The organism is Vibrio sp. YT-16, from assembly GCF_033337405.1.
Taxonomy (GTDB): Bacteria; Pseudomonadota; Gammaproteobacteria; order Enterobacterales; family Vibrionaceae; genus Vibrio; species Vibrio alginolyticus.
This window is the reverse complement of the sequence record NZ_JAWOQQ010000004.1, coordinates 127,751-140,923: the sequence shown is the minus strand read 5'-3', so window position 1 is coordinate 140,923 and position 13,173 is coordinate 127,751. Positions and strand designations below refer to the sequence as shown.

12 protein-coding genes and 1 tRNA gene are annotated in these 13,173 nt (G+C 43.9%); 2 read left to right on the top strand and 11 right to left on the bottom strand.

The annotated features are described in order from the left end of the window. The first annotated feature begins 22 nt into the window (after positions 1–22). Positions 23–961, top strand: a complete 939-nt coding sequence (locus R7F07_RS09040) for a hypothetical protein (protein WP_234702563.1) — start codon at positions 23–25, stop codon at positions 959–961. Between the two features lie 127 nt (positions 962–1,088). Here R7F07_RS09040 and R7F07_RS09035 read toward each other — a convergent pair whose 3' ends face one another. The 4 genes from R7F07_RS09035 to R7F07_RS09020 all read right to left on the bottom strand — a co-directional run bounded on the left by R7F07_RS09035 (position 1,089) and on the right by R7F07_RS09020 (position 6,490). Next, positions 1,089–2,792: a site-specific integrase gene (locus R7F07_RS09035; protein ID WP_318110486.1), complete on the bottom strand. Its 1,704-nt coding sequence runs from the start codon at positions 2,790–2,792 to the stop codon at positions 1,089–1,091. Positions 2,793–2,885: 93 nt separating this feature from the next. Beyond that, positions 2,886–2,973, bottom strand: a tRNA-Ser gene (locus R7F07_RS09030). Positions 2,974–3,117: 144 nt separating this feature from the next. After that, positions 3,118–3,567, bottom strand: coding sequence for an L-alanine exporter AlaE (locus R7F07_RS09025; RefSeq protein WP_005378276.1), 450 nt, complete (start codon positions 3,565–3,567; stop codon positions 3,118–3,120). A gap of 502 nt (positions 3,568–4,069) precedes the next feature. Then, entirely contained in the window at positions 4,070–6,490 is a 2,421-nt protein-coding gene (locus R7F07_RS09020; protein WP_171342762.1) for a hybrid sensor histidine kinase/response regulator, read from the bottom strand. Positions 6,491–6,541: 51 nt separating this feature from the next. On the opposite strand from R7F07_RS09020, the gene R7F07_RS09015 reads away from it, so the two are divergent. Further along, complete coding sequence (locus R7F07_RS09015) at positions 6,542–7,153, top strand: YecA family protein (RefSeq protein WP_005378278.1); 612 nt, start codon at positions 6,542–6,544, stop codon at positions 7,151–7,153. 73 nt (positions 7,154–7,226) lie between these two features. On the opposite strand, the gene R7F07_RS09010 is transcribed toward R7F07_RS09015, so the two are convergent. The 7 genes from R7F07_RS09010 to pal form a co-directional block, all read right to left on the bottom strand. Then, positions 7,227–8,393, bottom strand: a complete 1,167-nt coding sequence (locus R7F07_RS09010) for a glutathionylspermidine synthase family protein (RefSeq protein WP_171342749.1) — start codon at positions 8,391–8,393, stop codon at positions 7,227–7,229. A gap of 8 nt (positions 8,394–8,401) precedes the next feature. Next, a complete protein-coding gene (locus R7F07_RS09005; protein ID WP_318110485.1) occupies positions 8,402–8,971 on the bottom strand; it encodes a DUF1190 domain-containing protein in 570 nt (189 codons plus the stop codon). Between the two features lie 8 nt (positions 8,972–8,979). Further along, positions 8,980–9,396: a DUF350 domain-containing protein gene (locus tag R7F07_RS09000; protein WP_005378281.1), complete on the bottom strand. Its 417-nt coding sequence runs from the start codon at positions 9,394–9,396 to the stop codon at positions 8,980–8,982. Further along, positions 9,396–10,439 (bottom strand): potassium channel protein, encoded by a 1,044-nt coding sequence (locus R7F07_RS08995; RefSeq protein ID WP_053349446.1) that lies wholly within the window; start codon positions 10,437–10,439, stop codon positions 9,396–9,398. The genes R7F07_RS09000 and R7F07_RS08995 overlap by 1 nt, the downstream gene beginning before the upstream one ends. A 118-nt stretch (positions 10,440–10,557) precedes the next feature. Next, on the bottom strand, positions 10,558–11,619 hold the full coding sequence (nadA, locus tag R7F07_RS08990) for a quinolinate synthase NadA (RefSeq protein ID WP_053349445.1): 1,062 nt from the start codon (positions 11,617–11,619) through the stop codon (positions 10,558–10,560). Between the two features lie 251 nt (positions 11,620–11,870). Further along, entirely contained in the window at positions 11,871–12,623 is a 753-nt protein-coding gene (gene ybgF / locus R7F07_RS08985) for a tol-pal system protein YbgF (protein ID WP_005387926.1), read from the bottom strand. Between the two features lie 15 nt (positions 12,624–12,638). Further along, the gene (pal, locus tag R7F07_RS08980) at positions 12,639–13,163 is read right to left on the bottom strand and encodes a peptidoglycan-associated lipoprotein Pal (RefSeq protein ID WP_054575112.1); all 525 of its coding nucleotides are present in this window, start codon (positions 13,161–13,163) and stop codon (positions 12,639–12,641) included. Between the last annotated feature and the right edge of the window lie 10 nt (positions 13,164–13,173).

Sequence of the window (13,173 nt, the reverse complement as noted above, 5' to 3'; positions counted from 1 at the left end):
ATAACACACTATGAATCAATTCATGGCAGATAGCAGATTTGCGTATTTAGACCCTCGAACTCTCATACTCGATCCCGCGATGCAAGCCCGTGACGTTGAACTCATAAAAGACAAACGAGAACGTTCAGCGCAAGAGATTAAGCAAGAGAGCCAAAGTAAGGAGATTCTTGAAGACCTTCGTAATGGACAGCCTATAAGGCAACCGATCACTGTTTTTGTGATTGATGACAAGTATTACGTAGTGGATGGTTTCCACCGCACTGGAGCTTGTTTGAAGTACCTTGAAGAAAACCCTGATGCTGAATTAATGATTAACTCGTTGATCATAGAAAACCGTACCTACGCTGAGGCATTCTCAGCAGCCCAAGATGTCAACCAAGCACATGGGGTTGGAGTTACTAAAGATGAAGCAACGCAAGCTAAGTTTCGCAAGCTAATTGTTAACCGAGAGTTTGGCCTAAGCGTCTCTCAAATAGAGGAGCTTGTTGGGTGTAGCCGTGGTCAAGCTGGACACATCGCTAACGGCTTAAAAGCTTGCAAAGAAGCATTAGGGAATGACATCGAGATGAACGACTTAGAGAGCTTTGTTGAAAACCTCAAGTTTGGCTTGGAGTCACGTTATTACCTACCCCAAAGCTGTTGGGACTCTAAGGGTTTCCCGAAGATTAGACGACTCTCAGATGCTTTTAAGGGTAAGGAGTATGTGCCTGACAAAGATGATGAGCAGTGGGAGCAAAAGCAAATTAAAGACGTCTCAAAGAGCATCAGCCGCCTCGTTGAGTTCTTTGGAGAGGATATCTTCAGGGAAGGCTTAAGGAAGTTCACTAGGGGCTCTCAACTAGGTATCTCGATATCTCAACGGAGTAAGTGGCTGGAAAAAGCTGGGACTATCGAAGGAAGTATTCAAGATAAAAATAGTGGAAATAAAGCCCCTAACGTAACAGAAAACTACGAGTTATAGAAATGACATTGTGAGCTCGTAAGCCTTATCCCACAAGGCCTACGGGCTAATTCAAACCAAAGTGTACACGTGTGTACAGTGGGGAGACTTTAGGTGTACACAACAGTGTAAAGACACTAACTAAAAGCTACCAAAGACGTTGGACAGCCAACCTAGGCAAACAGTCTATTGCTTTCTTCTTAGCCTTCATATCAACCGTACCGTATGCTGCTCCGATATTAGCCGGAGCGTGACCAGTGATAGCATCACTAACAGAATCAACCACTCCTAGGCCACGCAAAGCTGTTCTCAAAGAGTGTCTAAACGAGTGTGATGGCTGCTTGGTTATACCTAACGTCTTGACTTGTTTACTCCACCACTTACCAATAGCACCAGACCTTTTACCGTGTTTGTTTGGCTTGTGCTCAGGGAATAAAAACTCTCCACAGGACGCCACATAATCCAAAAAGCCCAAATCAATGAGATGATCATGAATCGGTACTTGTCGAACTGACTTAACGTTTTTTACGTTCTGCTCTTCACCCTCACGAACATAAATAAAATGAATACCTTCGTCTGACTGTTGTATATCTGACCTTCTAAGTTGAACCATTTCTTCAATCCGAGAGCCCGTATACCTGCATAGAAGTGGTACCCAATAACAAGCCATGCCATAAGGCTTATTAGCAGTAGCGTCAGTGAATATATCAAACTGAAATAACTGGTTGATCTCACTAGGGCTAAAGCCTTTAGCTTCGGCAACCGCTGACTTATTCTGCACTTTAGGAAGTGTTACACCTTTGTATGGGTTGACGTCTATCAGACCAAGCTCAACAGCATAGCCAAATACAGGAGAAGTCTTTCTGAGAATAGTCTTAACGGTTGAAGGAGCTATTGTTTCGAGCCCCTTTGTCTTAATAAGCTCAAGCTGCTCAGGTACTGATTTGTTTCTAATTTCTTTAGCTTTAGACTTAGGTAATTGTAACAGGGTATCTTTGTATTTTGAGATATGACCTCTGGTTACATCAGCAACGTCTAGATCCCCTATTATCTCTATAAGACGCTCTATCTGAGACTCAACCTCTGCCAAGGATTGAGAAGCTTTGCCATTAATAGATGCAGACTCAAGGTAACGCTTCAATAGGCTCGAAATGGAGTTCTGAGATGGTTTCAAAACCCTAGACGGTATCTTATCAGGCTTAGACACTGAAATGGGCTCACTAGCGATTGAACTGGTCACTGGCTCATACCCAAAGTCTCGCTTGTGACGAGCCAAGCAGAGAGACTCAACTCGACGGGCGTAATCATAAAAGGCACAGACCAAACGTCTATATGAAGCGCTTGTCTCACATACAACTAAACCTTCTATTTTTAGCTGCTCCTCAATGAAGTCTTTAAAACCTTCCAAAAGCTCTTGGTATTCCTCTTCAGTAGCTTTTGACGCATCTAGACCACTAAACTCAAATGTGTCAGACAAGCCGAATACGTGGAGACGCTTATCGCCCTCAACGCCATACCATTCATATCGAAGATAGCAATCATAGTTACCATTACCATCAACCTCATCTTTAACACGCAGATACCAACGCTCGGCAATGATCGCGCAATCACGGACATTAAGCTCAATATCAGATGAATTAGATAGCTTTAAATTAGCGAAGTCGATTTGCTTGAGCGCATCATCAAGATGCTGAGGAAATCGCTGCTTTGCTTCAGAAAGGTTTTTCGTTTGAAGAGATTTCTTGAAGACTGTCTTACCGATTATAGGAACCAGCTTTTTTGGGACAGCCATTCTAAAGTAGTAAACACCAGTTTGAGGATGCTTATAAGGACTTGCCATGATGTTCGACATTGTACCTACTCTTTGTACCAGTAGGCAGCTTACATTAAAACACCAAACCCCTGTATTATAAGAAGTTCTTACACTACAAGGGCTTATAGAATGTGGCGGTGAGTGAGAGATTCGAACTCTCGATACGTTGCCGTATACACACTTTCCAGGCGTGCTCCTTCAGCCACTCGGACAACTCACCGAATCAAATTTTGGTTAGCATCATTGGCTAACGAGGCGCTAATTTAATGATTATGTGCCTGATGGTCAAGGCTAAACATAAAAAAAAGCGCCCTTTTCGAATCGATTGCTCACTAAGTAACTAAATTGAGCAAAACTGGGGCATTTACATGCTTTGAGAATAACCGGGAACACGGAACCAACGGCGGCACATATCCAAGAAGTACCCATACAACACACCCATGCCACAAGAAATAACAGCGTTACTTGCCACTGCGGTCACAATTTGATCTGTAGACGCGCCAACTGCGAATAAGATACCCGCATAAACTGGAGATTGAAATAGTACATAAGCGACCAGATCGGAGATGTTTTTCATAAAGGAAGACGGTGACACCTTACTACCTTGATGCAGCACCCAATCACGAAAAACCCCATACGGCCAAGCAATAGCGATATTCACTGGAATCGATAGCGTACGCGATGCTAGAGATTGCTCAAATGTCATCCCTGAAATCAAAATCTCGACAATCATCCCTGTGATAAAGCAAAAAACAACCATAGCAAAGGTATCCGCTGCGGCGTGACGAATACAAAATGGTCCACGAGACTTCATTTACAAAACCCTTAAAATCAAACACTGCAATTAATAAAAATAATAAAACTATTAACCACTAAAAAGACATCAAGCCAGCTAATGATGCAATTAGAACACACAAAAACTAGCTTATGGTTCTGTATTTAAAATTAAGTTGTAAATTTATAACCAACTTTTAAAGTAAAAGTAGTTTTTTTCACCAATGGCGAGTAAAAACGCCTAAAATTACGTAAAAATGGTACAAAAACACGGATTTCACTTACATAAAAAGGGGTTACGATAATTATTTTGACGTAAAGTTAGAACAAAACTCGGACTGTAAACAGTCACTCCTATAGCTTATGCTACCAAGCTGCGAAAATTCAGAGTATTACCGATATAATCACAGTAGAAGGTCTTGCTGCTTTACTCGTAAAAGTAAAACTGCAAGCCTGTTCATTGCAGGTTAGAAGAGTTTGTCACGAAGCTGGATGACGTATGAATAGTAAGAACAATTCACAGTTGCGCCATATTGATTCAGTTATGGTGAGGCCAGCAAAATCGTTAATGTATCGATATCATCTTGGTCTGGGGATTGCTGACGCTTTAAGTTACTTCTTATCCGTTCAGCGACTGAAGAAACGTCGTCACTGAGTTCAAGGGGAGCCTCCGCAATGATCGCTGAAATAGCCTCAAGTGCTTCATTAAGATGTCCATTATCTAGAGCGACATAGAAGTTGAGTAACCACTTTTCAGCATTAAAGCTATCTGCTGCATTTCCATCAAAGTCCGATTGGTACTGATATAACTGTGTCGCATGAAGATACAGTGCATCATTTAATTCAGACTCCACTATTGGTTTCGCTATTATGTGATCTGCTCCTACATTAATCATACGCTCTTGTGTTTCTTTGAACACATCCGCTGTACAGCCAAAAATCAGTACCGACTTAGCAGGTGAACTCATTGCTCGAATGGCTGATATGGCCCCAACGCCATCTAGAACAGGCATATGATTATCCATCAGTATCAAATCAAATGGTTTGATCGCAACCTCATCGACTGCAAGCTGACCATTTTCGACACTTGTGCACTCAAAGCCCTTGGCTCGGAGGAAAGTTTCCATAATGATCGCATTTGTTCGGTTGTCTTCAACAATGAGTGCTTTCAACCCTTTACAGTTCAATTTATGTGTATTGATTGACTCTACTTTACCTGGCTTGCAAGGTGTAAGGGCAATTTCGACAGTAAAAGTCGTTCCAGCGTCCTCCTGACTCTCTACAACCACTTGCCCACCCATATGTTCCGCGATTTCTTTGACTATTGCTAAACCAAGCCCTGTACCACCAAACCGCCTAGTCGTTGATGACTCCGCTTGCTCAAAAGGACGAAAAATGCGTTTTTGTGCCTCTTTTGAAATACCAATTCCTGTATCTTTTACCTTTAGTATCAGCTTGGTGCCTGCCTTACTCGATTTCTCGGCTAGCTCTACCTCTACGATGCCACGATCGGTGAACTTAACAGCGTTATTGAGTAGATTGAACAGTACTTGACGCAAACGGGCTTTGTCATTGTTGTACCAACGACCCGTTGGTAAATGCGAGACTACTCTAAAGCGAAGACCTTTTTCTGCACATAGAGTTTGATAAACACTCTTGATACTGCCGATAATCGACTCAATTGGGAAAGGCTTATTTTCAAACTCAACATGCCCTTGTTCAATTTTTGAGTAATCTAAAATCTCATTGAGTAATGTCATCATGTGATCACCTGAATCATAAAGTGTTCTCAGGTGCTTACGCTGCTCATCGGTAAGTGGTGTTTTTAACAGTATCTGGGCAGTTCCTAGTACACCGTTCATTGGTGTGCGAATCTCGTGGGACAATGTGGCTAAGAATGCCGTTTTAGCGTTTGTCGAAGCCTGAGCTTTTATTCTCTCCTGCTCTAAATAGATCGTCTTTTCATTGAACTTCTCGATAAGCTGTCCGATTTCGTCATCGCTATCGTAGTCAATATCTATGATCCCACCAGTTTTCGAGTCATCAATCTTAGCGGCAATGCGAACAATTGGTTCAACAATATAGCGATTCAGTAAGTAGTAACCGACCAAGACACACAAGAGCAAAAATGGAATGATCCTCCCCTCAACGCTCATCACTTGTTCAAACACTTGATCAGCGACTTTAGCTTTTGCGTTGACAACTTCCATGCGCCAATCGAACTCTCCGAAATCAAGCTCGCTGACATAAATTTCGTCCGTCAGTTGAAAGTTGTGTTCAATAATCACGTTTGAGTCAGCATCGCGAACCACTACCCCCAAAGAATGCTGGTTCGTGTGCTCTCGAATAAACTGAAAAAGTGCATCAAGTGATAGGTCTACCGTTACAACTCCAGCGAATCGACCGTTTTGGTAGTACGGAGAAGACGCGGTAATCATCTGGACCTGAGTAAAGGTATCGATGTAAACCGTAGACCAACTAACAGAACCTACCGGAGCATCGGCGGCAGCGACATACCAGGGTTCATTATCATAACCGCCAGATTCGGGGTTATTGTAGGAGTGAATTTGGTCAATACCACTAGCACTGTTTTTATTGAAGAATAGACTTCTATATCTCCATTGTTCTGCTTTGAGCTCGGGTTTAGGCCATACGCCACCACTAACAAGCATCTTGTCACTCAATTGAAGAATATGTGGAATTATTGTGTTGAGAGATTGAATATTTTCAGTCCCTTGGGCTAGCCCTACTAAGCTGCTCAATACACCTGTAGAACTGAGGAGGGGCTCTTTGATCTCAAGAGCCAGAAGTTGGGTACGTAACTCTAGGTTTTGCTCTAGCTTTTGTCTAACCGGTGGCTCAACAACCAAATAGGCGACAGAACCGATAGTGGCGATAAAGAAGCACAGGTAAAGTGTTAGGGCGAGAATGCTTTTTTTTCTAAGTGATGAGCGAATTTCCATAGATGTGTGAATCATTCCCTAATATCGATTTATCACTAATTGATTGGTAAGATGAGCGCAATCAACCAGCCCATTAACAAATGGTATTCTATTTTGAAACTACAAGACATCCTTTCTCTCCCAGAACTTGACGGTAAACTACTAAACCTGGCAAAAACTCAAGGCTTTGTAACAGCGATGGCTGCAGCGCCAAACGTATTAATGCCTCAAGAGTGGTTGCCATTCTTATGGGGTGGAGAAGAAACAGCGCCATTTACTGACGGTGAACAACTAGAGCAGTACATTGACGAGATTGTACAAATGTGGAACCAAACTCGTCCCGCTCTCCTAGAAGGCACTTGGCAGTGGCCTGCAGGGTGCGCGCTAGATGAGCAAGACATTGTAACAAGTCAGGCTCGCGATTTCTGTGAAGGTGTATTACAAGGCTGGCAACTTGCGCGTGATGACTGGGAAACGTTGATGCCTGAGGATAGCGAAGATAATGCCCTACTCGGTGGTGTTTTACTTTCTCTTACTATGCTTTACGACCCAGAAACGACCATTGAAACATTGGCCGAACAAGGTATGGAAGGCTTAGAGCAGTTTGAGGAAATCTTCAATGCAATGCCAGTGATGTTATGTGGTCTTACCCAGCGCGGTGTTGCATTAGCTGAAGAACAATAGACGCAACGCTGTCGACCATCAAGATTGAACGGCTGAATAGACAAAAAGCTCTCCAAATGGAGAGCTTTTTTGATCATGTTAAAATTACATGTGGAATATACCGCGCCATATCTTGAGTCACTAAGCTACTGTCTTCCCTAATCGAAATACCGGCAGCTCTATCATTGACCAACCAACTGCCAATTAACGTATGGTTTTGCCCAAACTTAGGTAGTGGATGGTATTGCTGGACGATATTAAATTTAGATTCATAAGGCCCTGACGTTTTAACAAAACGTTTTCCATCGATGACGATCTCGATGTTCGCGCCCTCTCGAGAAAATAGTGGCTTGATGACATAATCTCTCATAGTGTTCGCTTTTGAATCGTTAGCAAAATAAGCGGGCAAAAGGTTCGGGTGGTTAGGAAAACGCTCCCACAATAACGGTAAAAGTGCTTTATTGGATAGAATCGACTTCCACATCGGTTCTAACCAGTTTACGTTCGCAGTCGCTAAGTACTTCGCATATTCCTCTTCAAACATAAACTCCCAAGGGTAAAGCTTAAACATCCAACGAATCGCTCTGTCGTCAGCATCCACAAACAGACCATCTTCCGTCACTCCAATATCTTCGACATGCACGAATGCCGTTGCTAACCCTGCCTCTCGCGCGCAATCCTCTAAATACTGGACAGTCCCTTTATCTTCTTCAGTGTACTTGCAGCAGCTAAAGTGAAGTGTTTGTCCTGGTTGGTATTTTGCTATTTCGGCAAAGCGCTCGATCAAAAAGTCTTGAAGAACATTGAATTGATCCGCGCTCTGGTGAACTCGACCTTTATTTACAACATCTTCTAGCCACACCCACTGCCAAAAGCCAGTTTCAAACAAGCTGGTTGGCGTATCCGCATTGTTTTCCAGTAATTTTGCTGGCGAGGTCCCGTTGTACGCGAAATCCAGCCGCGAATAAAGCGAAGGTTCGCTTCGTCTCCATGAAGAAGCGACCTGCTCCCACATAGATTCAGGGATCGCACATTGCGTCAGCAACCGCTCACTCCGAACGACTTCATCCACAATAGCCAGGCACATCTGATGCAGCTCTTCAGTGGGCGCTTCTATATCGCGCTCAATTTGCTCCAGCGTGAATTGATAGTAAGCACTCTCATCCCAATACGGTTGGTCATACATGGTATGGAAACCAAAACAAAACTGGCGTGCTAATTCACGCCAGTTTTCGCGCTCTTGTATTTCTCGTCGAAACATAGTGCTTTTTAACCGCCTCGACTGACCGACACCGCTTTACCAAACCAGCCTCGAGACATCGCCCTGCCAATGGTGCCGCCACCACGTTTGTTAAGGCTATTCGTCGCGACTTTGGTCGGCTGATTTCGGTAGGAGCCAAAGAATTGTCCTGCTCCATTATAGAATTTGGATTTATAACGGTACATCGGCTCTGAGTAATAGCTCTTGTTATAACCTTTCAACCCGCTTAATGAGCGACTGTAAAAAAAACCGCCAAAGTTAGGTACATAAGCTCGGGAACTGGAACTGTAGTAACAATCATCCTCGTAGAAATCATTCTCGCATTCGAACTCGCTGCGGTAGCGAGGGGCATTTTGTTCGGCACGAGCTAAAGCTTCTTGGTATGCAATGTCACACTGTTCACTAAACTCAGGCGAGTTAGATTTACACTCATCGGCATCAGAAAAAATGTACCCTTCTGTTTTTGACTCGTACGTAGCAAAGAAGAAAATACCACCAAAGGCAGCAAAGGGAAGAATTTTCCCAAGCTTTAAGCTTTTGTCCATGGAAGAACGTTTAACGTTAGAACTCCGCTTCATCGTTCCTCCTAGTAAGTCATGCACGCGGCATTCAATACGCCGACCGAAACAGAAACTGCTGCTAATACGATACCGGCTGGCAGTTCATCTTTTTCGATACGCTCTGCCACTTTCGGAAGTAAAATAAAGCGTACAATTGCAAATGCGATAATTTGAGCAAGCATTGCGACAACGCCCCAAACCATAAAATCGACGATATTGACTGAGTTTTTTGCCGCCCCCGAAATCGCGAGACAGTAACCAAGGAAAGCCCCACTTAGCGCAATCGCTGCTGCTGTATTTTGTTTTTCTTTAATCAGATGCCACTCATCGTATGGCGTCAACTTGACGTAGATGAACTTAAACGCCAATACAAAAATAATAGAAACAGAGAAATAGAGTAAAAAGTTTGGGAAGCCTGCTAACAGGCCGGCAATCATGTGCATTATTGTTCCTTGTTCATTTCTTTCCAGGCAAAATCTTCAATACGTTCATCTGCAATGTAAAACAGCTTGGTACTCGCGGGTACTTCAGCATCTAAATCTGGGTTGAGTTGAATACCATCGCCAATATCAAAAGCAATCAGCGTGGCATGATGGCGTCTTTTGAGAAAAACGAAGAGATTCTCAATAGTGGTGGCAGACTGCCCCTCAGGATAAATAACTGAGTATTGCGTCATACCTCGTGTTGAAGCCAAAAGCTCCTGATGAAGCGCACTTGAGCCCGGGTCAACCGCCGCTTTTGCCAACATTTCTGCGCCAACAGCAGGTATGCATTCCGCTTTCGGGCAATGCTGACTTAGAAGTCGGCCTAGCGCTTCATCTTTAAAGTAAGCGACCAAATGAGCGGAAGGGTTTACAGATGCGCAGTATAGAGCGGCTGACAAGGTAATGTCGTCCGAGAGATTATCCACAATAATGCAAGCGGCTTCGGCAATATTGGCGTTTTTCATCTCTTGCGAATCGGTATAACTGGTCACTTTGATAAAACTGATTTCGCCAGGTAACGGGTTCTCTATTTCTGAACGGCTGCATAAAACAATCGGGCGCTTTCCCTCTTCTTCATGTTGTAACATGCGAATAAGGTGCATCGTTCTCGATCCATTCCAGCCCAACAATACAATATGGTTTTCCACTCTTACTCTCCGTTTTCCTAAAATACCCGCTCGCCAATAGTCCATCGCTGATCCAGCGACACGCCCCAATAATGCGGCGAATAAGCTCAAACCGCCGGGGATTACAAATAGTACGACAACCCATTTCCCCATATCTGTTACTGGAGAATGGTCGCCATAACCCACCGTACTCGCCGTAACCATGAGGTAATAGATAAAGTTAGCGAAACTGTCTGTTAATGCTGTTTCACCAGCGAGAACCAGCAGCCACCATGAAAGGCTCACATATAAGCCACTAAAGATGAGAAGGCTTCGGTTGCTCAATTTAAAAAGGTGTGAACTAAGCCACTTTTTAACTACTAACCACACCGCCATAAATTTATGACCTCGATATTCATTGATTGCATCAATAGTAACTCATTGATAGTAAGACACAAAAAAACCAGCCATATTCGGCTGGTTTTTGAGATTTACTTTCAGTTACGCCTACTTTTTAAGCATTACCTTTCACTTGCATATTTAGCTGCTCAGCAAAATCTAGCATGCGGTTAAGCGGTATAAGGGATTTAACACGCAGTTCTTCATCAACAAAAATTTCGTGCTCTTCACCACTTTCACTAAGCGCTTTCTCAATTGCTTTCAAACCGTTCATTGCCATCCAAGGACAGTGTGCACAGCTGCGACATGTTGCGCCTGCACCTGCGGTTGGTGCTTCGATAAGTTCTTTTTCTGGCACAAGTTGCTGCATTTTAAAGAAAATACCTTTGTCTGTCGCAACGATCATTTGTTTGTGAGGAAGCTCTTTCGCTGCTTTGATCAGCTGACTCGTTGATCCAACAGCATCGGCAAGTTCTACGACGCTTGCTGGTGACTCAGGGTGAACCAAAATAGCCGCATCTGGATACACGCTCTTCATTTTGCGTAGCGCATCAGCAGAGAACTCATCATGAACCACACACTCACCCTGCCAAAGCAGCATATCTGCGCCAGTTTTGTTAGCGATGTACGATCCTAGGTGACGGTCTGGTCCCCAAATAATTGGCTTATCTTCAGCGTCTAAGTGCTCCACGATTTCAAGCGCAATACTCGATGTAACGACCCAGTCGGCACGGGCTTTAACCGCTGCTGAGGTGTTTGCGTAAACTACAACCGTATGATCAGGGTGAGCATCACAAAACTCGCTGAACTTATCCGCAGGACAGCCAAGGTCAAGCGAACATTCCGCTTCCAACGTTGGCATTAGAATGCGCTTTTCTGGTGTCAGAATTTTGGCCGACTCGCCCATAAAGCGAACACCACCAATAATCAATGTACTTGCAGGGTGACGATTACCAAACTTCGCCATTTCCAACGAGTCACCAACAAACCCGCCAGTGTCTTCAGCTAGGGCTTGAATCTCAGGGTCGGTATAGTAGTGCGCGATAAGTACCGCATCTTTTTCTTTGAGTAACTTTTTAATACGCTCAATGTAAGATGCTTTTTCTTCTTCGCTTAATGGAACTGGTTTCGGTGGGAATGGGTAAACAGTGTCGATTTTATCTAATATATGGCTCATTGCTCTTGCTCTACGCAACTTCCTTTAATCCGAGTATTGTAACCTCGTTAATTTTCAAAAACCAACTTGTCGCGGGGATTTCTAGCGGTCTAGCCGTATATCTTTGTTACAGGTAGCATTTCCGAGTAGCGAAATTCGGTGCAACATAAGGTCAGAGGCTCTGCATCATTGCTATCGACTTAGCCGTTCTGCACCAACAGAAAATGGAAAAGAAAAAGGAAGCCGAAGCTTCCTTTTCAAAACATAACGTCTTACAGCTTAGAGCTGGCAAGTTTTGCAGATGCACTACCTGGGTATTCATCAACCACTTGTTGGTAGTACTTTTTCGCTTGAGCTGCATTGTTATTACGCTCAGCGATTTCGCCTAACTTAAGCAACGCATCGGCTCGCTTATTGGAGTCTTTATAAGACACAACAGCGGCAAAACTTTTCACTGCATCCTCATCCTGCTTTTTAGCGAAGTACAACTGACCTAGCCAGTAGTGAGAATTCGCTGAATATGTAGAATCAGGATAATCTTTCTGGAACTGCTGGAACGCTGCAATTGCGCCAGTGTAGTCACGTTTCTTGAGGATGAGGTCGACTGCATTTTGGTATGCCGTTTGCTCATCAACATTTGGTGTGTACTGACCACCTGTTTTAGCCGGTTTCGCTTCTTGCGCAGGCGCGGATTTTATCTCTCCACGAACACGATCCAGCTCGACAAACAACTCTCGTTGACGTTGCAACATTTGCTTCATTTCGTAGCTATTTCGCTCTAATTGACCACGTAATTCACTGATCTCTTGTGACATTTGGTCAATTTGCTGTTGCATTTGGAGCTGAACGCGATTGCGGTTTTGTAGCAAGCGCTCTAGACGCTCTACTTCCGTTTCAGATGAACGGCTCTTAGAGACGGATGATGTGCTGTTGAGATCGGATACTGGAGCTGGTGCAGCGAACGCAAAGTTCGCTGCACTTGCCAGTAACGTAAGCGCAACAGCGCGCTTAGTGTTACTGAACATGAGGATTACCTCGAATTAGTATACTAGAACCGCGCGACGGTTCTTAGCGTAAACTTCATCTGATTGACCTAGAAGAAGTGGCTTCTCTTCACCGTAGCTAACGATTGAGATTTGGTCAGCTTGAACACCTAGTGCTTGTAGGTAGTTCGCTACTGCTTGTGCACGACGCTCACCTAGAGCGATGTTGTACTCAGGAGTACCACGCTCATCAGCGTGACCTTCGATAGTTACGTTAAGTGCTGGGTTCTTGCTTAGGTAAGAAGCGTGAGCCGCTAGCATCTCTTCGTAATCTGCTGCAATTGTTGAGTTGTCAAAAGCAAAGTAGATTGTTTGAGTTTCACGTAGCGCTTGCTCTTTTAGCTCTTGCTCTGTCAACTGACCGCTTTGATCAATTGGCGTAGCTACTGTTGTTTCCACTGCGCCATTGTTGTTTGTTGCTGCACCAGTGTTAGAAGCAGCGTCGTCGCTTGAACTACACGCTGTAACAGCCATTACAGGAAGCGCGATTAGTAGCCCTTTTATAACCTTGTTCAGTTGCATCTTATTTTCC